The sequence below is a fragment of the Kitasatospora sp. HUAS MG31 genome (assembly GCF_040571325.1).
In the GTDB taxonomy this organism is placed as follows: Bacteria; Actinomycetota; Actinomycetes; order Streptomycetales; family Streptomycetaceae; genus Kitasatospora; species Kitasatospora camelliae.
This window is the reverse complement of the sequence record NZ_CP159872.1, coordinates 5,856,236-5,879,118: the sequence shown is the minus strand read 5'-3', so window position 1 is coordinate 5,879,118 and position 22,883 is coordinate 5,856,236. Positions and strand designations below refer to the sequence as shown.

The window sequence follows — 22,883 nt, the reverse complement described above, 5'->3', positions numbered from 1 at the left end:
CGGGAGCCGTACGGCAGCCGGGCGATCAGAGCGGGAGGCGGACCACCATGGTCTTGCCGCCCGCGTCCCGGTCCGGGACCGCGGCCAGCGAGCCGCCGGCCAGGGTGGCCAGCTGGTCCACCAGATCCAGCCCCCAGCCGCCGCTGCCGTCCTCGTGCGGGGCGTCCAGCGCCCGGGGGCAGGAGGGGTGGGCGTCGTGCACGGCCAGCACCAGTTCGTCCGGACCCACCGTCAGGCCGACCACCACCACCGGGGAGTGGGCGGCGGCGTGCCGCACGCTGTTGGTCACCAGTTCGCTGGTGACCAGCAGGACGGTGTCGGTCAGCGCGTGCTCGGGACCGAGGCCGTGTTCCGCCAGGCAGGCCCGCACCCGTCGCCGGGCCTCGGGCACCGAGGCGGGAACGGTCGGCAGCCGGAGGCCGTACCGGAGGGCGAGCTGGGGTGGGTCCGCGACAGCCATGTCGGTCCCTTCGTGCGGGCGGCCGGCCACGGGTGGGGGGTGGGTCCGCGGACGTACCGCTGCGGGGGCGCGCCGGTTCCGCGCTCCGGCCCGGGCCGGAGCGACAGTACCGCTGAGATGTACGGTACGGCGCAACCGCCCTGATTGCGGCGGCGGATGGTGGACAGTGGCCACAAGTCGCCACCCGGACAGGGCCGGACGGAGCCGGGATGACGCCACCTCGGCTCGACCCGCCCGGGCAGCGGGTGGCGGGGCGTCAGGCGGTCGGGGCGGTGGCGGCCTCGCGGAGGCGGGTCAGCACGACCGGGTCGATCCGGCCGGCGACCAGGCGGCCCTCCAGGTTCTCCACCCCGGCCCAGCGGTCCAGCGAGTCGTAGCCGAGGACGCCCAGGTGGCCCGCCACCTCCGTGGCCAGCTCGCCGTCCAGGTCCAGCAGGGAGGCCGGGTCGGGTGTGCCGAACAGCAGCTCGTGGACGGTGAGCAGGCGGCGCAGCTCGCCCACCGGGTCGGCGTGGTCGTCCACCCGGAGGTCGCAGGCCACGTCGCTCAGGCCGCCGTACCCGGCCCCCGGGTCCACCGCGTAGAGGGCCGCGCTCTGCCGGCCCCGGCGGTCGCCGCCGGCCGCGTCACCGGCCGCGAGGGCGGCCAGCAGCCGTTCGGTGAAGGGGAGTTCGGCGGTGGCCAGCCAGACGGCCTCCATGTCGCGGACCACCTCGGGCCCGACCAGCACGTTCCCCTGGATCGCGTAGCCCTCGCCCGCCACCCCGCCGGCCCAGTCCAGGCACTCGGAGCCGGTGAAGGTCGCGGCGACGCCCTCCGGGCCGACCACGCCGAGCTGGCGGTGGGCGGCCTCGGGGTCGGCGGCGGTGAGCCCCGCGACCACCCGGTCGGCGGGGACGCCGGTGCGCAGCAGGGCCAGGCCCTGCGGCCCGTAGGCGAGGTTGGCCCAGGCCTGGGTGGCCAGCGCGCCCGCGCCGGCCCCGGCCGCCGGGACGACCGCCCCGACGGCCAGGAACTTGCTGGCCACGGCCACGCCGAAGGCGGTACCGGACCTCGCCACGATGGAGAACGTCACGTTGGCCGACCCTAGCCCCGGCGGCCCGTCGCGTCCATGCCCGTCACGGAGCTCGCCCGCGGTCCCGCGCCCGGCCGGGCGTCCGGCCGGGCGTCCACGGATGGGCGTGGGACGGCTCAGGCTCGGGCGGCGGCCTCGGTGCGGGCCCGGTGGGTGGGCCCGTCGGGCACCCCGGCGGGGCGGCCGGCGGCGAACTCCTTCCGCAGCACCGGGACGACCTCCTCGCCGAGCAGGTCCAGCTGCTCCAGGACGGTCTTCAGCGGCAGCCCGGCGTGGTCCATCAGGAACAGCTGCCGCTGGTAGTCGCCGAAGCTCTCGCGGAAGGTGAGGGTCTTCTCGATGACCTCCTGCGGGCTGCCGACGGTCAGCGGGGTCCGCTCGGTGAACTCCTCCAGCGACGGCCCGTGCCCGTAGACCGGGGCGTTGTCGAAGTACGGGCGGAACTCGCGGACGGCGTCCTGGGAGTTGCGCCGCATGAACACCTGGCCGCCGAGGCCGACGATCGCCTGCTCGGGCGTGCCGTGCCCGTGGTGCGCGTACCGCTCGCGGTAGAGGCCGACCAGCGCCTGGAAGTGCTCCTTGGGCCAGAAGATGTTGTTGGCGAAGAAGCCGTCGCCGTAGAAGGCGGCCTGCTCGGCGATCTCGGGCGAGCGGATGGAACCGTGCCAGACGAACGGCGGGGTGCCGTCGAGCGGGCGCGGGGTCGCGGTGAAGGACTGCAGCGGGGTGCGGAACCGGCCGTGCCAGTCGACCGTGTCCTCGCGCCAGAGCCGGTGCAGCAGCGCGTAGTTCTCCAGGGCGAGCGGGATGCCCTGGCGGATGTCCTGGCCGAACCAGGGGTACACCGGCGCGGTGTTGCCGCGGCCGAGCATCAGGTCGACCCGGCCGTCGGCCAGGTGCTGGAGGGTGGCGAAGTCCTCGGCGATCTTCACCGGGTCGTTGGTGGTGATCAGGGTGGTCGCGGTGGAGAGGATCAGCCGCTCGGTCCGGGCCGCGATGTAGCCGAGCAGGGTGGTCGGGGAGGACGGGACGAAGGGCGGGTTGTGGTGCTCGCCGGTGGCGAAGACGTCCAGGCCGACCTCCTCGGCCTTGAGCGCGACGGCCACCATGGCCTTGATCCGCTCGTGCTCGGTCGGCGTCCGGCCGGTGGTCGGGTCGGGGGTCACGTCCCCGACGCTGAAGATGCCGAACTGCACCATGGCCGCACTCCTCGTGTGATCCGAACCGCTTGATTCAAGCTTCAACCACACGCGACAACCCGGCCGGGTCGGCGGCTATTCCTCGTCGAGCGCCGCCAGGGCCTGGGCCAGCCACTCGGTCCAGAAGGTCTCCAGCTGGATGCCGGCCTGCAGCACCACGTGCTGCAGGCGGTTCTCCCCGGCGGCCCGTTCGGCCGGGAAGTCCCGCCGCTCGATCTCCCGGTACTCGTCCAACTGCCTCTGGTGCAGCTCCAGATGGCGGCTCAGCTCGGCCGCCAGGCCCGGGGCGCCGACCACCGCGGCGGCGCGCAGCCGCAGCAGCAGGGCGTCCCGGATCGGCTTGGGGTCCTGCTGCTCCCCCACCCACCCGGCCAGCGCCTCCCGGCCGGCCGGGAGCACCTCGTACTCCTTGCGCTGGCCGCGCGAGGGCGGCTGGGGGACGGGCCGGATCAGGCCGGCCTGCTCCAGTCGCCCCAGCTCGCGGTAGATCTGCTGGTGGGTCGCCGACCAGAAGAACCCGATCGAGCGGTCGAACCGCCGCGTCAGCTCCAGCCCGGAGGACGGCCTCTCCAGCAGGGCGGTGAGGATGGCGTGCGGCAGAGACATGCGGTGATCCTAGGCGGTGGCCGGCCGGGTACGGGGCCCGAGGGACCCGGTCGGCCGGCCACCGCCACCGGGGTCAGAGCTCGGCGGCGAGGCGGGTGCCCTGGTCGATGGCGCGCTTGGCGTCCAGTTCGGCGGCCACGTCGGCGCCGCCGATCAGGTACGGCTTGAGCCCCCGGTCCAGCAGGTCCTGGTGAAGGTCGCGGCGCGGCTCCTGGCCGGTGCAGAGCACCACCGTGTCCACCGGGATGACCTGCGGCTCGCCGTCCAGGGTGATGTGCAGGCCCTCGTCGTCGATCCGCTCGTACGCCGCGCCCGCGACCATGGCGACGCCCCGGTGCTTGAGCTCGGTGCGGTGGATCCAGCCGGTGGTCTTGCCGAGACCCGCGCCGACCTTGCTGGTCTTGCGCTGCAGCAGGTGGACGGTCCGCGGCGCCTTCCGGCGCACCGGTTCGGCCAGGCCGCCCGGGGTGCGGTGCTCGGTGTCCACGCCCCACTGCTCGAAGAACACCCCGGGATTGCGCGCGGCGTCCTCGCCCGGGTCGGTGAGGAACTCGGCCACGTCGAAGCCGATGCCGCCGGCGCCGAGGATCGCCACCCGGTCGCCGACCTCGGCCCCGTCCCGCAGCACGTCCAGGTAGCCGAGCACGCTCGGGTGGTCGATCCCCTCGATCTCCGGGACGCGCGGGGTGACGCCGGTGGCCAGCACCAGCTCGTCGTAGCCCTCGGCGACCAGCTGCTCGGCGGTGGCGGTGGCGCCCAGCCGGAGCTCCACGCCGTGCGCGCCGAGCTGGTGGCGGTAGTAGCGCAGGGTCTCGTCGAACTCGTGCTTGCCCGGCACCCGGCGGGCGACGTTCAGCTGGCCGCCGACCTCGGGGGCGGCGTCGTAGAGGGTCACCGCGTGGCCGCGTTCGGCGGCGGAGACCGCGAAGGCCAGGCCGGCCGGGCCGGCGCCGACCACGCCGATCCGCTTGCGCAGCCGGGTCGGTGAGAGCACCAGCTCGGTCTCGTGGCAGGCCCGCGGGTTCACCAGGCAGGAGGTGATCTTCAGGCTGAAGGTGTGGTCCAGGCAGGCCTGGTTGCAGCCGATGCAGGTGTTGATCGCCTCCGGCTCGGCCGCCGCGGCCTTGCGGACGAACTCCGGGTCGGCGAGCAGCGGACGGGCCAGCGAGACCAGGTCGGCGTGGCCCTCGGCGAGCAGCTGCTCGGCCAGCTCGGGGTTGTTGATCCGGTTGCTGGTGACCAGCGGGACGGAGACCGCGCCCATCACCTTGCGGGTCACCCAGGAGAAGGCGCCGCGCGGCACCGAGGTGGCGATGGTCGGGATCCGGGCCTCGTGCCAGCCGATGCCGGTGTTGATGATGGTCGCGCCGGCCGCCTCGATCGCCCGGGCCAGCTCGACCACCTCCTCCAGGGTCGAGCCGCCGGGGACCAGGTCCAGCATGGAGAGCCGGTAGATCAGGATGAAGTCGGTGCCGACCCGCTCGCGCACCCGGCGGACGATCTCCACCGGGAAGCGCATCCGGTTCTCGTACGAGCCGCCCCAGCGGTCGGTGCGGCGGTTGGTGGGCGCGGCGATGAACTCGTTGATCAGGTAACCCTCGGAGCCCATGATCTCGACGCCGTCGTACCCGGCGGCCCTGGCCAGCTCGGCGCAGCGGGCGAAGTCCTCGATGGTCTGCTCGACCTGCTCCTCGGTGAGCTCGTTCGGTACGAACGGGCTGATCGGCGCCTGCAGCGGGCTGGGCGCGACCAGGTCGCGGTGGTAGGCGTACCGGCCGAAGTGCAGGATCTGCAGGGCGATCCGGCCGCCGGCGGCGTGCACGGCGTCGGTGACGACGCGGTGCCGGTCCGCCTCCTCCTCGGTGGTGAGCATGGCGCCGCCCTCGTACGGGCGTCCCGCCTCGTTGGGGGCGATGCCGCCGGTCACGATCAGGCCGACCCCGCCCCGCGCGCGCTCGGCGTAGAACGCGGCCATCCGCTCGAAGCCGTTGGGGGCCTCCTCCAGGCCGACGTGCATCGAACCCATCAGCACCCGGTTGGGCAGCGTGGTGAAGCCCAGGTCGAGCGGGCTCAGCAGGTGGGGGTAGGCGGTCATCCGGGAGCCTCCTCGCGCGAAGTCGTCGCCCCACGGTAGGGGTGCGCCGGGCGGTATTGCAACTAGTTGCATATTGGGGGGCTCGGGCCGGTCGACCGGGGTCGGCCCGATGCCGACGCCGTAGAGTCGGGGCATGGCTGAGGAGCAGGGGACGGTACGGATCGACAGCTGGATCTGGTCGGTGCGGCTGACCAAGACCCGCTCGATGGCGGGGGCCGCCTGCCGGGCGGGCCACGTCCGGGTGAACGGCGAGCGCGCCAAGCCCGCGAAGGCCGTCCGGCCGGGCGACGAGGTGCGGCTGCGACAGGAGGGGCGCGAGCGGATCGTGGTGGTCACCCGGGTGATCAGCAAGCGGGTCGGGGCGCCGGTCGCCGCCGAGTGCTACCTGGACAACAGCCCGCCGCCGCTGCCCCGCGAGGAGGTCCCGGCCGCCGTCGCCCTCCGCGACCGCGGCACCGGACGGCCCACCAAGCGGGACCGGCGCGACCTGGAGCGACTGCACGGGCGGCGCCCCGCGTGAGTCACAATGGCCGGATGTCCCGACGACGTGTGAACCAGCGCCCGACCTCCGCCGCTGCCCCGGCCCGCCCCGAGGCGTGCCCGTGCGGGCTGCCCGCGCGGTACGAGGAGTGCTGCGGGCGGCTGCACCGCGGGGACGCCGCCGCGGCGACGGCGGAGCAGCTGATGCGGTCGCGGTTCAGCGCCTTCGCGGTCCGCGACGCGGCGTACCTGCTGCGCAGCTGGCACCCGGACACCCGGCCCGCGGAGATCGGCTTCGACCCCGGTATGCGGTGGACCCGCCTGGAGATCCTCGGCACCACCGAGGGCGGCCCGTTCCACACCACCGGCACCGTCGAGTTCCGCGCCCACTACACCGACACCGGCACCCCGGGCGACCTCCACGAGAACAGCCGCTTCACCCGCCACGACGGCACCTGGGTCTACCTGGACGGCGAGGTCTCCTGACCCTCCCCCGGCCGGGCGGGTCAGGAGGGTTCCCGTGCCTCTGACGGGTTAGCCCCGCTGCGTGCGTCAGCGGGACTTGAGGTGGTGTTTGAGGGCGAGGAGGACTCCGGAGGGGCCGTGGGGGGTGAGCCAGGTGGTGTCGTGGCGGTCGGTGGCGCCGAAGCGGTACTTGTAGGGCTCGGTGCCGCGGAGGAAGTCGAAGGTGGCCAGGCCCTGGTCGGCGCAGGCGCGGACGGCCTCGTCGATGAGGGCCGTGCCGAGGCGGAGCGGGGCGTGGGCCGGGTCCCAGCCGATCTGGAAGTAGGCGAAGGTGTCGGCCCAGCGGAAGCCGTAGAGCCCGCCGACGACGCGGTCGCCGTGTTCGGCGAGCAGGAAGGCGGGGCCGCGTTCGGGGCCCGGTCCGGCGCAGCGTTCGATCAGGCGGGCGTGGAGCGGGCGGCGGGTGGTGTCGAAGGTGGTGGGTCTGCCCATCGAGTCGCGGCGCAGGCGGTGCAGGGCGAGGACGGCGTCCAGGATCTCCGGGGTGGCCTGCTTGGGCGCCACCCAGCGGAAGGTGATCCCGGCGGCGGCGAGCTTGCGGCCGTAGCGGCGGACGGTGGAGCGGAACTGGCGCGAGCCGAGGGCGTCCGGGCCGGCGGTGAGGTCGGCGCGGGGGCAGGAGGAGCGGGCGACCGGGCGGGAGCCGGGCGGGAGCAGATCCTCGGCGCCGGGGTCGAGGTCGGGCAGCCAGAGGGTGTGGCGCCGGGCCAGCTCGGCGAGGTGGGCGCGGATCTCGGGGCGGCGCCCGGGCAGGGCGGGGACGCCGCCGTGGTCGGCGGCGCCCGGGCCGGTGCCGAGCAGGGTGAGGCAGCGGACGGCGAACGGGGCCCGCGGGTGCAGCCGGACCCGGGTGCGCAGCAGCGGGAGGACGGCCTCCACCCGGCCGTCGGACCCGCGCCAGACGGTGACCGAGCCCGCGGTGGTGCCGGAGCCGAGCGTCTCCCACCAGGAGAGCACCCAGTCCGGGGTGGTGAAGAAGGAGCCGTGCGGGTCCTGTTCGACCAGGTCCCGCCAGCCGCGGAGCACCTCCTCGGGCAGCTCCGCCGTACGGTGGGTCTCGGTGCCGCTCATCGTTCTCCCCCCCCCCCCCCCCCCGGCCCGTCCGCCCCCGCCGCCCTCAGCGTCCGCCGCGGAGTCGGTGCACGGCGGGGTGCAGGCCGGAGAGAATTGTGTCGAACCTGTCCCTGCCGGTGGTGGAGTTCACCCGAAGTCGGCTGATCCGCAGCGGGTTCGCCGGCCGCAGCGCGTCGTGCCGGTGGTCGAACAGGAAGCCCGTGGTGTACCCGAGTTCGAGGAGCACCTGCTCGGCCCGCCGGTCGACGTTGCCGTTGGGGTAGGCGAAGCTGGTGGGCGGCTCGCCCAGCCGGTCGGTGAGCAGCCGGTGCGCGCCGAGCACCTCGGTGCGGACCGTCGGGTCGTCGCAGCGGTCCAGGCAGGGGTGGCTCAGGCTGTGGTTGCCGATCTCCACACCGCTCTCCCGAAGGGCCGTCAGATCGGCTCCGGTGAGCTGGGGTCGGCGCGGGGCGGGCCGGTCGGCGGTGGCCCGCAGCTCCTCCAGGGCGCGCCGGCGGTCCGCGTCGGGCAGCCGCTTCATCCGGGCCACCACCGCGCCGGGGTCGGCGTCCGGCAGGCCGCGGGCGGTGCCGCCGCGGGTGGCCAGGTAGGCGGCCTCGGACCACCAGAACGGCTGGTCCCCGTCGATGAGTTGGGCGATGACGTAGGCCACCGCGGGTATCCCGAGCCGGGTCAGCACCGGCAGGCCGTCGGTGAGCACCGTGCGGTCGCCGTCGTCGAAGGTGACCAGCACGCTGCGCGGGGGCAGCGGGCGGCGCTCGGCGAGGGCGCGCTCGACCTGGCCGAGGGTGACCGGGTGGGCGGTGCTGGCCAGCCGCTCCATCTGGGCGGCGAAGGAGGCGGGGTCGTCCACGCCGTGGTATGCGAGGACGGCCAGCCGGCGGGCGGCGCGGACCCGGAACAGCGGCTGGAGCGGCGAGCGCCGCAGCAGTGCGTCCACCCCGCGCCGGCGGGCGGCGGCAGAGGTCGTGGTACCGCCCGAGGTGCGGTCGATCGGATTCGAAACGGCCATGTCTCCCCCTGTCGGACAGTCTCCGGGCCGACCGCACCGGCCCGGCGGAGGAGCCGCGTCGCGGCCCGTCCGTCCCGGCCCCCCAGTGCAATAAGAGTCCCATGAGAACGTAATGTTCGGACCATGTAGGTAAAGATTCCCGCCCCGTTTCCGGCGCGGGCGGACGGCGATCGGTAACCCCTCGCGCCGGATATTCACCTGATCGGGTGCGGCACTGGCGCTTCTGGCGGTTCGGCGGGGTCATGCCGATCTAGGGTTCGGTCGGGGCCGCCAGGTGTGCGCCCGTCTCATCACTCGTCTCATGACGTCCTTTTCCTCACCCAGCTGATCCGGCCCGCCGTCGGACCGCTGACGGCATGCCGTCCCGAATGAAGGAGAACCCTGCCGATGTCCGTGGACACAGCCCCGGAGACACAGCAGGCACAGCAGCAGTCCAGCCTTTCCACCGCCGCTGCCCGCAATCTCGCCACCACCACCAAGTCCGCGCCGCAGATGCAGGAGATCAGCTCCCGCTGGCTGCTGCGGATGCTCCCGTGGGTACAGACCGAGGGTGGCGCGTACCGGGTGAACCGACGGCTGACGTACACCGTCGGAGACGGCCGGATCGAGTTCATCAAGACCGGTTCCGAGGTCCGGGTCATCCCCCGGGAGCTCGGCGAACTCGCGCTGCTGCGCGGCTTCGACGACCTGGAGGTGCTGACCGCGCTGGCCGACCGCTGCGTCCAGCGCGACTTCCGTCCGGGCGAGGTGCTGGCCGAACTCGGCTCCCCGGCCGAGCACATCCACCTGATCGCCCACGGCAAGATCAACAAGATCGGCGCCGGCAAGTACGGCGAGTCCGCGGTGCTCGGGGTGCTGGGCGACGGCGACCGGTTCGGCGAGCACACCGTGCTGGACGGCCAGGGCGTCTGGGACTACACCGCCACCGCGCTCACCGGCGGCACCCTGCTCTCGCTCTCCCGCCGCGAGTTCCAGGCCGTGCGCGACTCCTCCCCCGCCCTGCAGGCCCACCTGGACGGCTTCCTCGCCCTCCCGCAGCAGCGGCAGAACGAGCTCGGCGAGGCCGAGATCGCCATGTCGGCCGGCCACCACGGCGAGTTCGCCCTGCCCGGCGCCTTCGTGGACTACGAGCTCAAGCCCCGCGAGTACGAGCTGAGCCTGGCGCAGACCGTGCTCAAGGTGCACAGCCGGGTCGCGGACCTCTACAACAAGCCGATGAACCAGATCGAGCAGCAGCTCAAGCTCACCGTGGAGGCGCTGCGCGAGCGCCAGGAGCACGAGCTGATCAACGACCGGGAGTTCGGCCTGCTCAACAACGCCGAGTTCTCGCAGCGGATCCAGACCCACTCCGGCCCGCCCACTCCGGACGACCTGGACGAGCTGCTCAGCATGCGGCGTGACTCCGAGTTCTTCCTGGCCCACCCCAAGACCATCGCGGCGATCGGCCGGGAGTTCAACTCCCGTGGACTGTATCCGGACCACGTGGACCTGCAGGGCCACAAGGTCCCGGCGTGGCGCGGTGTCCCGATCCTGCCGTGCAACAAGATCCCGATCTCCAAGGAGGGCACCAGCTCGGTCCTGGTGCTGCGCACCGGCGAGGACAACCAGGGCGTCATCGGCCTGCACCAGACCGGCCTCCCGGACGAGTACCAGCCGAGCCTGTCGGTCCGCTTCATGGGCATCGACGAGAAGGCGATCATCTCCTACCTGGTCACCGCCTACTACTCCGCCGCCGTCCTCGTGCCGGACGCCCTGGGCGTCCTGGAGAACGTCGAGATCGGCCGCCACTAGGGTCCCCACCCGTAACCAGGTACACCGTTGAATAGTTGACATGACGTCAGGCGGTTCCGTACGGGACCGCCTGACGTTCGGCGCGGGCAGACACCCCGGGAGGTACGGCGCCATGTCCCACCACCGAGCCGGTCCCCGCCACCGCCGCGGAGCCAGACGGCGCGCCCGGTTAGCGGCGGGAGCCGCCGCCGCGGCCGCGATCTGCGCCGTCCTGGCAGGCGGCGCCCAGGCCTCCGACCGCGCCCCGGGGCGCCCGGACGACAGGCCCGGGCTGCACGCGGAGGTCTGTCTGTCGTTCCACGCCGGGGCGGGCCCGGACGGGGTCGTGGTGGAGACCGGCCAGTGGACGGACCTCGGGGTCGGGCACCACCCGCGCCCCGGCCACACCCACAAGCCGCACCAGCCCTGCCCCTCGCCGTCACCGTCGCCGAAGCCCACGCCGAAACCTTCCCCCAAGCCGTCGCCCTCGCCGGCCCCGCTCCCCTCCCCCACCCCGGTGCCGGCCACCCCCGCGCCCGTGGTCCCGCCGGCCCCCGTCCCGTCCCCGGGCCCGAGCCGGCCGGCCGTACCCCGGCCCGCCGCGCCCGGACCGGCACCGGAGTCCAGTCCGCCGCCCTCCCCGCCGGCCGCCGAGCCACCCGCGGCGCCACCGCCGGCGAGACCGGTCCGGATCCCGCAGGCAGCGCCGGTGGCCGCACCCGAACGGCACCGCGGCAGCTCCCCGGTGACCACGATGATGCTGGTCACCGTCCCGGCGGTGCTGGCCGCCGCCGCACTGAAGCCCCGGGGGCGGTCCTCCCGAGGCGGGGGCTCCGGCGGGGGTTCCGCGCGGTCCTGAGCCGGGTGCCGGCGTACGCCCTCGTCCTGGGCGGCCCCCTCCGAGGGGCCCCGTTCCCCTGCCACGGATGTCCTGATCCGTGCGTTCCCGGCCGGGCGCCGGCGGCCCGTGCGGGTGCCGGCCCGCCCGCCGTCCCCGGGTGCCGGTGTCCGCCGACAGCCGGCCGAAACCTGAGAAGGAGTAGTCATGTCGGAGTGGGTGGCCCTCGCGATCGCGATGTCCGCCGCGTGCCTCATGGTGGTCGCGGTGGTGGTGCTGCGGACCCGCAGGGTGGCCGAGGACGACGATCCGTCCGAGACCCCCGACGTCATCGAGTACATGACGATGATGATCGGCGTGGTCTACGCGATCGTCCTCGGCCTCGCCATCGCCGGCGTCTGGGAGGCACGCAGCGCCGCCCAGGACGACACCCTGCGCGAGGCCCAGGCCCTGTACGAGGTCAGCGCCCGGGCGCAGGTCTTCCCGGCCGACTTCCGCGACCAGGTCCGCGCGGACGTCGACGCCTACGTCTCGTACGTGGTCGACACCGAGTGGTCCTACATGGAGGAGAACGGCTCGATCTCGCCGCGCGGCACCGAGCTGCTCGACAAGCTGCGCGCGGACGTCTCCCAGCGCACCCCGCAGAACGACCTGGAGGCGCAGGCGTACCAGCCGATGGTCGACCGGATCGCCACCGCCGACGAGGCCCGCAACGCCCGCGGGCAGAGCACCGGGCCGACCATGCCGGGCGTGGTGTGGTTCGGCCTGATCGTGGGCGCCGTGGTGACCGTGGGGATGGTGTTCGCGCTGCAGATCCGGCGCTCGGCGCGTGAGCTGGTGCTGGCCGGGGTGTTCAGCGCGCTGATCGCCTTCCTGCTGTTCCTGATCTGGGACTTCGACAACCCGTTCGGCCGGGGCATCTCGGTGACCACACAGCCGTTCCTGGACCTGTTCCCGGGGGCCACCGGCGGGAACTGAGCCGTGCGGTGCGGTGCGGTGCGGTGAGGTGCGCCACGGGCCGCTTATCCGGTTGCCCGTGGCGGCCTCCGGCTGTTGGGGTGGGGGGATGGACAGGGAAGCGGTGCTGCGGGCGTACGACGCCGAGATGCGGGAGAACGCCCGACCGGACGGGCCCGGCGCCCGGATCGAGCGGGTCGGGCGGGTGGTCCGGCAGATCGGCCCCGACTTCGGCTGGACGGGCGTCCTGTGGTCGGACCTCGACGAGGCCTGCGCGGACGCGGAGATCGCCGCACAGGTCCGCCACTTCGCCGGTCTCGGCCGGGAGTTCGAGTGGAAGGTGTACTCCCACGACCGGCCCGCCGACCTGCCCGAACGGCTGCGGGCGGCGGGCTTCACGGCCGGGCCGCCGGAGACCCTGATGATCGGCCGGATCGCCGACCTGCCCACCGGTACCGAGCCGCCCGCCGGCATCCTGCTGCGGCCGGTCACCGACGCCGCCGGGGTGGACCTGGCGATGGAGGCCAACCGTCGGGCCTTCGGCACCGACAACCCGGATCTGGGACGGCAGTTGCTCAGCTGGCTGGCCGAGACGCCCGAGACGGTGGTCGCCGTGGTCGCGGTCACCGCGGAGGACGGCCGCCCGGTCAGCTCCGCCCGCATGGAGCTCACCCCCGGCACCCGCTTCGCCGGGCTCTGGGGCGGCGGGACCGTCCCCGAGTGGCGCGGCCGCGGCATCTACCGCGCGCTGGTGGCGTACCGCGCCCGGATCGCCGCCGCCCGCGGGTACGAGTACCTCCAGGTGGACGCCTCGGCGGACAGCCGGCCGATCCTGGAGCGCCTGGGGTTCGCCGCCCGGGCCGTCACCACGCCGTACGTCCGGGGGCCGGAGGGCGCGCCGCCGGCGTGACCGCCCGTTCGTTCCGTGCCCCGGTGCGGCTGGATAGGGGCCGTCGCCGGACGGCGGCGGCCCCGATCACACACCGTGGCTCCACCGGGCACGGAGCCGCCCCGGAACCACCCCCCCTGGCAGCATCGGGGCGGCGCCGGGGCGGCCGTTCGCGGGTCAGACCTGCTCGGCCCGCTCCAGGGCGGTGCAGCAGGTGTCGACGATCAGACGGGTCACCTCGTAGGGGTCGACGTTGGCGTTGGGACGGCGGTCCTCGATGTAGCCCTTCTTGTCGACCTCGACCTGCCACGGGATGCGCACCGAGGCGCCGCGGTCGGAGACCCCGTAGCTGAACTCGTCCCACGGGGCGGTCTCGTGCAGGCCGGTGAGGCGGCTCTCGATGCCGGCGCCGTAGTAGCTCACGTGCTGAATCGGCTTGCCCTCGGCGCCGAGCGCCTCGCAGGCGGTGATGATCGGGTCGTAGCCCTCGCGCATGGCCCGGGTGGAGAAGTTGGTGTGCGCGCCGGCGCCGTTCCAGTCGCCCTTGACCGGCTTGGGGTCGAGGGTGACCCGGACACCGAACTCCTCGGCGGTGCGGTGCAGCAGCCAGCGGGCGACCCACAGCTGGTCGGCGACGTCCACCGGGGAGAGCGGGCCGACCTGGAACTCCCACTGGCCGGGCATGACCTCGGCGTTGATGCCGCAGATGCCGAGGCCCGCCGCGAGGCAGTACTCGAGGTGCTTCTCGACGATCTCCCGGCCGAAGATCTCGCCGGCGCCGACGCCGCAGTAGTAGCCGCCCTGGGGCGCCGGGTAGCCGCCCTCCGGGAAGCCCAGCGGCCGGGAGCCCTGGAAGAGGGTGTACTCCTGCTCGATGCCGAAGAGCGGCTCCTGCTGGGCGAACTGCACGGCGACCTGGCGCAGCTGGGCCCGGGTGTTGGACGCGTGCGGCTTCATGTCGGTGTCCAGGACCTCGCAGAGCACCAGGAGGTTCTGGCCGCCGCGGATCGGGTCCGGGCAGGTGAAAACGGGCTTCAGGACCCGGTCGGAGGAGTGGCCCTCGGCCTGGTTGGTGCTGGAGCCGTCGAAGCCCCACAGCGGCAGCTCGTCCCAGTCCGCGAGGATCCTGGTCTTGGAGCGCAGCTGGGCGGTGGGGGCGGTGCCGTCGATCCAGATGTATTCGGCGCGGTAGCTCATGGGGTTGTCTCCAGGTGTCGTGGGCCGAGGCACCGGTGTGCTGCTCGGCGTGGTGTGGTGTGGTGTGGTGCGAGGTGGTCGGTCCGACGACCGTCCCGGACGGGCGGGTCGGGCCGTCAGGCGGGGCGCTCGCCCGGCGACGGGGCCGGCGCGGCCGTGGCGGCCGCCCTGCGCAGGGCCTCGGCGACGAGGGCGTGACCGCCCTGCTCGGCGTCGGAGAGCGGGGTGCCGCCCCAGCGGTCGGCGGCGGTGACGTCGGCGCCCTGCTCCAACAGGTAGGCGGCGACGACGAGATGGCCCTCCGAGGCGGCCAGGTGCAGCGCCGTACGGCCGTCGTAGTCGCAGGACCCGGCGGCGACCCCGGAGGCCAGCGAGGCGCGCACGCCGTCGAGGTCCCCGGTGCTGGCGGACCAGAGCAGCCGGACGGTGCCGTCGATCGCGCTCTGGTTGCGCTTCTGCCGGGGGTCGCGCTTGCCGTCGCGGCCGCTGCCCACCAGCGAGTCGTAGATGTGGAAGTTGTACTTCTCGACCAGCTGCCGGCAGAACTCGATGCCGCGCACGGAGTTGCCCAGCGCGTCGAGTCGGGGCGACCAGATCGCGATCCCCATCACCTGCGGGATGACCAGCATCAGGGCGCCCGACACCCCGCTCTTGGCCGGCAGGCCGATGGTGAAGGCGAACTCGCCCGAGTAGTCGTACATCCCGCAGGAGCTCATCAGGGAAAGGCACTTCTGCACCGATTCGGTGGAGAAGACCTGGTCGCTGGTGAGCGGCATCATCCCGCCGTTGGCCAGGGTCGCGGCGACCGAGGCCAGTCCGCCCGCGTCGAGCTCGATCGAGCAGCACTGGAAGTAGAACTCCAGGGTCTCGATCAGGTCGGTGCCGGCGGGGAACGCGCCGTGCTCGCGCATGAAGTAGCCGAGCGCGAAGTTCCGGTCGGCGGTCTGGCGCTCCGACAGGTAGACGGCGTTGTTGAACCCGACCGGGCTGCCGCCGGACAGGGCGCGCCAGGTGTCGGCCACGTAGTCGAACCGGTCGGCGACGGCGAGGTCGGGCTTGATGAGCGAGCAGCTCATGATGGCGCCCGAGTTGATCATCGGGTTGTGCGGCAGGCCGTCCCCGTTCACCGACAGCTCGTTGAACCCCCGTCCGCTCGGCTCGCGGCCCACGTGCCGGTGGACCACCTCGGCGCCGTGCTCCTCCAGGGTGAGGGAGTAGTTGATCGGCTTGCAGACGGACTGCACGCAGAAGCCCACCCCCGCGTCGCCGATGCTGAACCGCTGGCCGTCGACGGTGCACACGGCGACCGCGAACTGGTCCGGCGGTACCCGCTTCAGCTGCGGGATGTAGTCGGCCACCGCCCCCCGGCGGTCGTCCAGCAGGTTCTGGTAGATCCCGGTGATGTCGGCCGTGAAGGACGGGAAGTCCGGGATGACCAGATCGCCGGTGACGGCCCGGGCGAGCAGCCCCCGGTTCTTCTGGCAGAGCGCCGTGAAGCCGGCGAGATCCAGCCGTGGGCCCTCGGGGTCGGCCGCCTCCGCGGGGCTCCAGAGCTCCCGGAGCCTGGGATCGTCGGATGTGATGCCCGCCTGCCGGAGGCGGGAGACCACCTCGGCCCGCGAGATCCGCCCCGGGGCGTCCTTGGTGAACGAGTCGAACAGCTTCCGGTACTCGCCGGGGTCGTCCGACCCGGCGGACCCCGTCCGGGCCGCCCGCTGGGCGGGTCCGGGCCGGCCCCCCGCCGGTGGTGTCCCGTTGTTCTTCTGTTGTGTTGCGGTGCTGCCCGCTTCCGTTCTCACGTTGCTGTTCGCCCCCTCCGGACGGCCACGTTGACGGGATCAACTACAGCAGGAAGGACAAGCGTCGAGGAACGAGAAACGACCTTCTCCCGCTAATCGTTCGGGGATTTCGGCGAATTCTCCGCGGCCAGGCCGGAACACCTTTCGGTGTTTGCTTCGGTGGGCGTGTTTCGGTGGGCGCGTTCCATTGGGCGCGCTTCGGCGTGCTCCGGCGCGCTCCGGTGGGCGATCCCCCAGCCCGGCACTCCCTGTCGGGGCGAACGGCTCCGGCCGGTGAATTGACTATAGGTCAGCGGACGATTACGTTCCAGTGCCCGCCGCCCTCGATCGCGATTCCGGGTGCCGTTCCCGGGGTCCGGGCCGGCCGACCCGATTCGGCGCGGGTACCGAAACGTTTCCGAAAGGGGCCGAAGTATTTCGCCGTCGGGGTTTTCCCCGCTTGCGTCCGCCGAACCTTTTCTGATGGCCTGTCACCCGGGCAGCGGCGTCGACGGCCGTGGAGCGCGCCCTTCTCGACGCCCGGTTCCGGTGGCGACAGGCGCTCGCCCGCCACCCGCGACGCTGCGGGTTCCGCCGGAGCGGACGGGCATCGACGGCCCTCGGCAGGCACGTGACCGCCGAGCCGGCCGCGCGTACCGACCCCGACCCCGACCCCGGAACCCGCACACCGACGCCCCGGACCCGGGGCGGTTTCCCCAGAAGGAGACTCCTGCTGTGAACGGCGCAGATACCGCCTTCGTCCTGATCAGCGCCGCGCTGGTCATGCTGATGACGCCAGGCCTGGCGTTCTTCTACGGCGGCATGGTGAGGGTGAAGAGCGCCCTCAGCATGCTCATGATGTCCTTTGTCTCGCTGGCCGTGGTCAGCGTGCTCTGGGTGCTCTACGGCTACTCGCTCACCTTCGGCGACGACCTCGGCGGCGGACTGCTGGGCAACCTCGACCACATCGGCCTGCGCGGCATCGACGCCGGGACGCTGACGGGCGGCGCCGACGGCGTGCCGGTCTTCGCCTTCGCCCTGTTCCAGCTGATGTTCGCGGTGATCACCCCCGCGCTGATGAGCGGCGCGCTGGCCGACCGCGCGAAGTTCAGCGCCTGGGCGCTGTTCATCGCGCTCTGGGTCACCTTCGTCTACTTCCCGGTCGCGCACTGGGTGTGGCAGGCCGACGGCTGGCTGTTCAAGCTGGAGGTGATCGACTTCGCCGGCGGGACGGCCGTGCACATCAACGCGGGCGTCGGCGCGCTGGCCGCGGTGCTGGTGGTCGGCAAGCGGATCGGCTTCACCAAGGAGCCGATGCGGCCGCACAGCCTGCCGCTGGTGATGCTGGGCGCGGGCCTGCTCTGGTTCGGCTGGTTCGGGTTCAACGCCGGCTCCGCCCTCGCGGCCAACGGCACGGCGGCCCTCATGGCGCTCAACACGCAGGTCGCCACCGGCGCCGCGATGATCGGCTGGCTGGCCTTCGAGCGGATCCGTCACGGTGCGTTCACCACCCTGGGCACCGCCTCGGGCGCGGTCGCCGGCCTGGTGGCCATCACCCCGTCCGGCGCGCACGTCGACGCCTTCGGCGCGATGATCATCGGCCTCGTCGCGGGCGTGCTCTGCTCCTGCGCGGTCAGCCTCAAGTTCAAGCTCGGCTACGACGACTCGCTGGACGTCGTCGCCGTCCACCTGGTCGGCGGCGTCGTCGGCACCCTGCTGGTCGGCGTGCTGGCCACGGGCGGCCGGGGCGGTCTCGGCCAGCTCGGCAAGCAGGCGCTCGGCGCCTTCGCGGTGACGGCCTTCTCGTTCGTCGTCTCCTGGCTGCTCGCCAAGGCGGTCGACCTCACCGTCGGCTTCCGCGCCAGCGAGGACGACGAGACCTCGGGCACCGATCAGGCCTTCCACGCCGAGACCGCGTACGACTTCAGCGAGCTCCAGGCCCTCCTCACGGGCCCTCACAGCGGGCCCGCCACCGGCCCGGACGGGACCACCGCCGTCCCGCCGTCGCGGCTGGTGGACGCCTGACACCGACGTCTGACGCCCGGCGCCCGGCACCTGACGCTCGACGTCTGACTCCCGGCGAGCGCGTCGCAGCCCCCGGACCCTGTGGGTCCGGGGGCTGTGCGCCGTTCCGGCCGGGGGCCGCCGGGTTCAGTCGGCGGCCAGGCGGCCGACGGTCTCCACGACGCGGGCCGCGCCGTCCTCGGCGGCGATCCGGGCGGCCACGGTCCGGGCGCGGTGCCGCAGGACCGGGTCGTCCACCGCGCGGCGCAGCGCGGTGGCCAGCCGGGCGGCGGTCAGGGTGCGGAGCGGCAGGGGTTCGGCGGCGACGCCGAGCGCGGTGAGCCGGGCCGCCCAGAAGGGGGCGCCCAGTTGGGCGGGCACCGGTACGGCGGGCACGCCCGCGCGCAGGCCGGCCGCCGTCGTCCCGGCGCCGCAGTGGTGCACCACCGCCGCAACCCGGGGGAAGAGCCACGCGTGCGGCACCTCGTCCACCGTGAACACCTCCGCGTCGCGCACGGTCAGCCCGGTCCAGCCGGGCTGGACCACCGCGCGCAGGCCGGACCGGCGCAGCGCCGTACCGAGCAGGTCGCCGAGCCGGTCCGCATCCCGGACCACCCGACTGCCGAAGCCGATGTACACCGGTGGCGGGCCGGCGTCCAGGAACTCGGCCAGCCCGGGCGGTGGCCGGTGGTCGGCCGAGGGGTGGGGCCACCAGTAGCCGGCGACCTGCTGGCCGACCGGCCAGTCCGCGGGGCGGGCCACCACGGTGGGCGAGAAGCCGAACAGCACCGGCCGGCCCTGGAGGTCGGACCGGCGACGGGCGGCGGCGACCCCGAGCGGCCGCAGCCCGAGGGTACGGCGCAGCCCGGCGACGGCCGGCCCGAACAGGCGGTCCGTCACCGCCTGCACGGCGTGGCCCGCGAGGTGGTTGCCGGACCGGCCCAGCCAGCGGGTGGTCGCCACGGCGGGCGGGAACGCCCGGGTGGGGGTGAGCGGCTGCAGGTAGAGGCCGGCCGCCTGCACACCCAGCGCCTCGGCGACCGCATCGCCCATCGGGGCGGTGGTGGTCGACAGCAGGAGCAGGTCGCAGCCCTGCCGGGCGGCGGCGAGCAGACCCTCGCCGAGCTCCGGCATGAACCTCCGGCCGAGGTGCAGCAGCCGCGCCAGCGCGAGGGGGCTGCCGCCGGCTTCGAGGAGCCGTTGACCGGGGTCGGAGGCGAGCTCCTCCCGGGGGTCGACCGGGAGCGGCCGGAAGTCGACGCCGGCGGCGCGGACCAGACCCTCGAAGCGGGTGTGGGTCGCGATGGCCACCTCGTGGCCCGCCTCGCGGAGGCGTACGGCCGGGCCGGTGTACGGCGCGATGTCGCCGCGGGAACCGGCGGTCGCGATGAGGATCCGCATGGCGCCCAGTATCGGTGCGGTCCCCTGCGGGGCACACGGTCCACGCCGACGGCGGACCGGCCAACCGGGTGGGTGGCGCTGCGCGGACCGGGGGACGACTGCGCGGGGGCCGCCCGGGAGTGCGTCAGGTTGCCGCTGATGAACCCGCGGGCGTCAGGTGGTGGCGAGGTCGGCGGCGCCGAAGCCGACGGAGAAGCGCTTGCACCAGATCACGGCGCTGTGGACGCCGGACAGGTCGGTGCCCGACGGGACGGTGTAGTTCTGGTTTCCGCGGTTGCCCTTGAGGGGGGCGAGTTCGACGGCGCCCGGGCCCAGGTCGTCGAGCTTGGAGCGTTCGGCGGGGAGGGTGGAGAGGTAGACCCGGACGTCCGGGCCCTCGGAGGTGGCGAGGTCCTCCAGGCGCAGCACCGTGCTGGCGTCGGGCAGCTTCAGGAGCCGGGCCGTCCCGGTGGTGGGGTGCTCGCCGGAGGCGAACCCGCCCCGGGCCAGTTCCAGGGGAGCGCTCGGCGCCGAGGACGGGGCGTTCGGGGCCGGAGAGGCGGGTGCGGCCGCGGCCGGGGCGGTGGGGAGGGCCTCGTCGACGGTGGTGCTGGTGAAGAGCTTCCACGGCTCGAAGAGGTACACGCCCGCGGCTGCGGCGACCAGCAGGACGGCGGCCACCGTCCCGATGAGCCTGCGGTGGCGACGACCGATCGACATGTGCTCCCCCACCCCGGATGAACGGTTGCGCCCGCCGGCGAGCTCCGGTGGCGTCCCGTCAGACTAGCGGTGCGGGCGGGTGCGGCGCGGCCGGGCAGGGGCCGGTCAGGCCGTGGCCCGGGCGGCCAGCCAGGGGCGCAGGACCGGCAGGACGTGGGCGGGCTGCATGGCCTGGGTGTGGTCGAGCCCGTCCAGCAGGCGGACCTCCCAGCCGGCGGCGAGCAGCTCCCGCCGGTGCCGAGGCCTCCCCCTGGGAGGCGCAGGCCGAGGAGGCGTTCGCCACCGGGCTGGCGGTGCTGCTGGACGGGGTGACGGCGGCGGCCGGCCGACCTGCGGGCCGGGTCAGGGCGGCGGGGCGGGCTGCTCGGACCAGATGGTCTTTCCCCGGCCGTCGTACCGGGTGCCCCAGCGGCGGCTGAGCCGCATCACCAGGAACAGGCCGCGACCGCCCTCGTCGGTGTCGTGGGCGAGCCGCATGTGCGGCGCGGTGCTGTTGCTGTCGGACACCTCGCAGATCAGGCCGCTGTCACGGATCAGCCGCAGCCGGATCGGTCCGATGCCGTAGCGGACCGCGTTGGTGACCAGCTCGCTGACGATCAGCTCGGTGGCGTCGGTCAGCTCGTGCAGGTCCCAGCGGGCCAGCTGCTCGCGGGCGTGGCGGCGGGCGACGGAGACCTGGGACGGGTCGTCGGGCAGCTCCCAGAGGGCGACCTGGTCCCCGCCCAGGACGTGGGTGCGGGCGAGCAGCAGGGTGGCGTCCGCGCCGGAGCGCCGGGCGAGCGCGTACGCGGCGGCGTCGCACAGGTCGCGCAACGGCCGGTCCGCCGGGGCGAGCGCCTTGTGCAGGGCGAGGTGGGCACGGTCCGGGGCCACGGGGGTCTCGCCGCCGGGTGGGCCCTCCTCGGCCAGGCCCTCGGTGTAGAGGGCGAGCAGGCTGCCGGCCGGGAGTTCCACGTCCACCTGCTCGAACACCCGGCCCTCCGGCAGCCCGGGGCCGACCGGCACCTCGAACGGGACGGGCTCGCCGTCCGGCCCGAGGACCAGCGGCGGCGGGTGGCCGGCGCTGACCGCCGTACAGCGCCGGGCCACCGGGTCGTACACCAGGTAGAGGCAGGTGGCCCGGGGCGGTCCCGACTCGCCGGTCGAACCGCTCGGGCGGGCGGCCCGGTCGGCGGCCTCGGCGAGCCGGGAGAGCACGTCGTCGGGCGCCAGGTCCTGGCCGGCCAGGGTCTGCACGGCCGTTCTGAGCTGGCCCATCGCGGCGGCGGACTCGATCCCCCGGCCGGCCACGGTGCCGACCACCAGGGCGACCCGGGCGCCGGAGAGCGGGACCACGTCGAACCAGTCGGAGCCGCGGTCCCCCGACAGGTGCAGGTGGGCGGCGTCCACGGCGGTCAGCGCGGGCGGCTTGCGGGGCAGCAGGTGCCGCTGGAGGGCGGTGGCGACGGTCCGCTCGCGCAGGTAGGCGTGCACCTTGTCGAGGCTGAGCGCGGTGCGGGCGGCGAGTTCCGAGGCCAGCTTGAGGTCGGCGTCCTCGAAGGGCTGCGGGTTGCGGTAGCGGAGCAGCGCGGCCAGGCCCAGGACGGTGTGCTGGACGGTCAGCGGGACCACGATCAGCGAGTGCACCCCGGCGTCCAGCAGCCGGCGGCCGCGCTCGGGGTCGGCGGCCAGCCAGGGGTCGTCCGCCCGCAGCCGGGAGATCAGCCGGGGCCGCAGGTCGGTCAGGCTCTGCGTGTACGGGGTCGGGAAGCCGACCTGCACCAGGCCGCCGACCTCCATCAGGCCGCCGCCGAGCATCCGGGCGGCGGCCCGGCGCAGCGGGGTGGCCGGGTCGACCGGTCCGGGGCGGAGCTGCTCGCCGCGGGTGACGGGGTCGAGCAGGTCCACCACGGCGGCGTCGGCGAGCGGGCCGACCACCACCTCGACCAGTTCCTCGGCGGTGGCGGTCTCGTCCAGGGTGGAGCCGATCAGCCGGTGGGCCTCGTCCAGGATGGCGAGCCGGCGCAGCGCCGCCTCGCGCTCGGTGACGTCCTCGGCGATCACGGCGAGGCCGAGCACCCGGCCGTCCGGGGCCTGCAGCCGGAAGGCCGAGAGCGAGACGGACAGCTCGCGTTCGGGGTCGGCGGGGGACGGACCGCGGATCACCCGGTTGCGGACGGTCTCGCCGGTCTCCAGCACCCCGCGGGCCAGCGCGTCCAGTTCCGGGCCGCCGATGCCGGGGGCGAACTCCTCGGCGGTCCGGCCGAGCACGGCGTCCTCCGGCAGGTCGCGCACCCCGCGGGCGGCCCGGTTGAAGCGCACCACCCGCAGGTCGGTGTCGAGCACGAACAACCCGGACGGCGACTGGGCGAACAGGGCCTCCAGCAGCGCCGCGTCGGTCGCCTCCCGCTCTGCCTCCGCCACCGGGGCCTCCTGTCGCGCTCGGCCACCCCCTCCCGTCCACGATCGCAGACGGCGGGGTGAAATGTCCGTTCGGGCGACGGGGGACCCGGACCGGGCGCGTTCGGGCGGCCCGGGACGGGGCTCGGGCGGGGCTCAGGCGGTCCGGCGGGCGGGGGCGGCCGGGACGACCAGCGGGGTGCCGGTCTCCGGGTCGGGGATGATCCGGCAGGGCAGCCGGTAGACCTCCTCGACCAGCTCGGCGGTGAGGATCCCGGACGGCTCGCCGGCGGCGACCACCCGGCCGTCCTTCATGACGATCAGGTGGGTGGCGTACCGGGCGGCCTGGTTGTGGTCGTGCAGGACGGCCGCCAGGGTGCGGCCGGCGTCGCGGTGCAGGGCGGCGCACAGGTCCAGCACCTCGACCCGACCGCCGGCGACCTCC

18 protein-coding genes and 1 pseudogene are annotated in these 22,883 nt (G+C 74.1%); 6 read left to right on the top strand and 13 right to left on the bottom strand.

What is annotated here, in order from left to right; all coding sequences use genetic code 11:
* Positions 1 to 25: 25 nt before the first annotated feature.
* The 5 genes from ABWK59_RS26235 to ABWK59_RS26215 form a co-directional block, all read right to left on the bottom strand.
* Entirely contained in the window at positions 26 to 460 is a 435-nt protein-coding gene (locus ABWK59_RS26235; RefSeq protein WP_354643082.1) for an ATP-binding protein, read from the bottom strand.
* A gap of 256 nt (positions 461 to 716) precedes the next feature.
* The gene (locus ABWK59_RS26230; RefSeq protein ID WP_354643081.1) at positions 717 to 1,535 is read right to left on the bottom strand and encodes a DUF1028 domain-containing protein; all 819 of its coding nucleotides are present in this window, start codon (positions 1,533 to 1,535) and stop codon (positions 717 to 719) included.
* A 116-nt stretch (positions 1,536 to 1,651) separates the two neighbouring features.
* On the bottom strand, positions 1,652 to 2,731 hold the full coding sequence (locus tag ABWK59_RS26225; RefSeq protein ID WP_354645108.1) for an LLM class flavin-dependent oxidoreductase: 1,080 nt from the start codon (positions 2,729 to 2,731) through the stop codon (positions 1,652 to 1,654).
* Positions 2,732 to 2,809: 78 nt separating this feature from the next.
* Complete coding sequence (locus ABWK59_RS26220) at positions 2,810 to 3,340, bottom strand: PadR family transcriptional regulator (protein ID WP_354643080.1); 531 nt, start codon at positions 3,338 to 3,340, stop codon at positions 2,810 to 2,812.
* Positions 3,341 to 3,413: 73 nt separating this feature from the next.
* On the bottom strand, positions 3,414 to 5,435 hold the full coding sequence (locus tag ABWK59_RS26215; protein ID WP_354643079.1) for an NADPH-dependent 2,4-dienoyl-CoA reductase: 2,022 nt from the start codon (positions 5,433 to 5,435) through the stop codon (positions 3,414 to 3,416).
* Between the two features lie 133 nt (positions 5,436 to 5,568).
* Here ABWK59_RS26215 and ABWK59_RS26210 point away from each other — a divergent pair, with 133 nt between their 5' ends.
* Both ABWK59_RS26210 and ABWK59_RS26205 read left to right on the top strand, forming a co-directional pair.
* A complete protein-coding gene (locus ABWK59_RS26210; protein WP_354643078.1) occupies positions 5,569 to 5,955 on the top strand; it encodes an RNA-binding S4 domain-containing protein in 387 nt (128 codons plus the stop codon).
* A 14-nt stretch (positions 5,956 to 5,969) separates the two neighbouring features.
* Positions 5,970 to 6,401: a YchJ family protein gene (locus tag ABWK59_RS26205; protein ID WP_354643077.1), complete on the top strand. Its 432-nt coding sequence runs from the start codon at positions 5,970 to 5,972 to the stop codon at positions 6,399 to 6,401.
* Positions 6,402 to 6,467: 66 nt separating this feature from the next.
* Here the strand turns inward: ABWK59_RS26205 and ABWK59_RS26200 are convergent, their stop codons facing one another.
* Both ABWK59_RS26200 and ABWK59_RS26195 read right to left on the bottom strand, forming a co-directional pair.
* Complete coding sequence (locus ABWK59_RS26200; protein WP_354643076.1) at positions 6,468 to 7,511, bottom strand: GNAT family N-acetyltransferase; 1,044 nt, start codon at positions 7,509 to 7,511, stop codon at positions 6,468 to 6,470.
* A gap of 46 nt (positions 7,512 to 7,557) precedes the next feature.
* Entirely contained in the window at positions 7,558 to 8,526 is a 969-nt protein-coding gene (locus ABWK59_RS26195; RefSeq protein WP_354643075.1) for a polysaccharide deacetylase family protein, read from the bottom strand.
* Between the two features lie 387 nt (positions 8,527 to 8,913).
* On the opposite strand from ABWK59_RS26195, the gene ABWK59_RS26190 reads away from it, so the two are divergent.
* The 3 genes from ABWK59_RS26190 (at position 8,914) to ABWK59_RS26180 (ending at position 13,001) form a co-directional block, all read left to right on the top strand.
* A complete protein-coding gene (locus tag ABWK59_RS26190; RefSeq protein WP_354643074.1) occupies positions 8,914 to 10,317 on the top strand; it encodes a family 2B encapsulin nanocompartment shell protein in 1,404 nt (467 codons plus the stop codon).
* 1,024 nt (positions 10,318 to 11,341) lie between these two features.
* Entirely contained in the window at positions 11,342 to 12,112 is a 771-nt protein-coding gene (locus ABWK59_RS26185; protein WP_354643073.1) for a hypothetical protein, read from the top strand.
* Positions 12,113 to 12,200: 88 nt separating this feature from the next.
* Complete coding sequence (locus tag ABWK59_RS26180) at positions 12,201 to 13,001, top strand: GNAT family N-acetyltransferase (RefSeq protein WP_354643072.1); 801 nt, start codon at positions 12,201 to 12,203, stop codon at positions 12,999 to 13,001.
* A 156-nt stretch (positions 13,002 to 13,157) separates the two neighbouring features.
* Here ABWK59_RS26180 and glnII read toward each other — a convergent pair whose 3' ends face one another.
* Positions 13,158 to 14,177 carry a glutamine synthetase gene (gene glnII, locus ABWK59_RS26175; protein WP_354643071.1) on the bottom strand — a complete coding sequence of 340 codons (1,020 nt, stop codon included), beginning with the start codon at positions 14,175 to 14,177 and terminating at the stop codon, positions 13,158 to 13,160.
* 116 nt (positions 14,178 to 14,293) lie between these two features.
* Positions 14,294 to 15,976, bottom strand: a complete 1,683-nt coding sequence (gene glsA, locus ABWK59_RS26170; RefSeq protein WP_354643070.1) for a glutaminase A — start codon at positions 15,974 to 15,976, stop codon at positions 14,294 to 14,296.
* A gap of 714 nt (positions 15,977 to 16,690) precedes the next feature.
* On the opposite strand from glsA, the gene ABWK59_RS26165 reads away from it, so the two are divergent.
* A complete protein-coding gene (locus ABWK59_RS26165; protein ID WP_354643069.1) occupies positions 16,691 to 17,980 on the top strand; it encodes an ammonium transporter in 1,290 nt (429 codons plus the stop codon).
* 126 nt (positions 17,981 to 18,106) lie between these two features.
* On the opposite strand, the gene ABWK59_RS26160 is transcribed toward ABWK59_RS26165, so the two are convergent.
* The 4 genes and pseudogenes from ABWK59_RS26160 to fecE form a co-directional block, all read right to left on the bottom strand.
* The gene (locus tag ABWK59_RS26160) at positions 18,107 to 19,360 is read right to left on the bottom strand and encodes a glycosyltransferase (protein WP_354643068.1); all 1,254 of its coding nucleotides are present in this window, start codon (positions 19,358 to 19,360) and stop codon (positions 18,107 to 18,109) included.
* 153 nt (positions 19,361 to 19,513) lie between these two features.
* Entirely contained in the window at positions 19,514 to 20,059 is a 546-nt protein-coding gene (locus ABWK59_RS26155) for a DM13 domain-containing protein (protein WP_354643067.1), read from the bottom strand.
* A 342-nt stretch (positions 20,060 to 20,401) separates the two neighbouring features.
* Positions 20,402 to 22,462, bottom strand: coding sequence for a SpoIIE family protein phosphatase (locus tag ABWK59_RS26150; protein ID WP_354643066.1), 2,061 nt, complete (start codon positions 22,460 to 22,462; stop codon positions 20,402 to 20,404).
* 132 nt (positions 22,463 to 22,594) lie between these two features.
* Positions 22,595 to 22,867: pseudogene (gene fecE / locus ABWK59_RS26145) on the bottom strand (Fe(3+) dicitrate ABC transporter ATP-binding protein FecE); the annotation flags it as partial.
* Positions 22,868 to 22,883: the final 16 nt, after the last annotated feature.

Coding starts and splice junctions, on each gene's coding strand:
- ABWK59_RS26235 (WP_354643082.1), bottom strand. CDS start 460: ATGGCTGTCGCGGACCCACCCCAGCTCGCCCTCCGGTACGGCCTCCGG.
- ABWK59_RS26220 (WP_354643080.1), bottom strand. CDS start 3,340: ATGTCTCTGCCGCACGCCATCCTCACCGCCCTGCTGGAGAGGCCGTCC.
- ABWK59_RS26215 (WP_354643079.1), bottom strand. CDS start 5,435: ATGACCGCCTACCCCCACCTGCTGAGCCCGCTCGACCTGGGCTTCACC.
- ABWK59_RS26210 (WP_354643078.1), top strand. CDS start 5,569: ATGGCTGAGGAGCAGGGGACGGTACGGATCGACAGCTGGATCTGGTCG.
- ABWK59_RS26205 (WP_354643077.1), top strand. CDS start 5,970: ATGTCCCGACGACGTGTGAACCAGCGCCCGACCTCCGCCGCTGCCCCG.
- ABWK59_RS26200 (WP_354643076.1), bottom strand. CDS start 7,511: ATGAGCGGCACCGAGACCCACCGTACGGCGGAGCTGCCCGAGGAGGTG.
- ABWK59_RS26195 (WP_354643075.1), bottom strand. CDS start 8,526: ATGGCCGTTTCGAATCCGATCGACCGCACCTCGGGCGGTACCACGACC.
- ABWK59_RS26190 (WP_354643074.1), top strand. CDS start 8,914: ATGTCCGTGGACACAGCCCCGGAGACACAGCAGGCACAGCAGCAGTCC.
- ABWK59_RS26185 (WP_354643073.1), top strand. CDS start 11,342: ATGTCGGAGTGGGTGGCCCTCGCGATCGCGATGTCCGCCGCGTGCCTC.
- ABWK59_RS26180 (WP_354643072.1), top strand. CDS start 12,201: ATGGACAGGGAAGCGGTGCTGCGGGCGTACGACGCCGAGATGCGGGAG.
- glnII (WP_354643071.1), bottom strand. CDS start 14,177: ATGAGCTACCGCGCCGAATACATCTGGATCGACGGCACCGCCCCCACC.
- ABWK59_RS26160 (WP_354643068.1), bottom strand. CDS start 19,360: ATGCGGATCCTCATCGCGACCGCCGGTTCCCGCGGCGACATCGCGCCG.
- ABWK59_RS26155 (WP_354643067.1), bottom strand. CDS start 20,059: ATGTCGATCGGTCGTCGCCACCGCAGGCTCATCGGGACGGTGGCCGCC.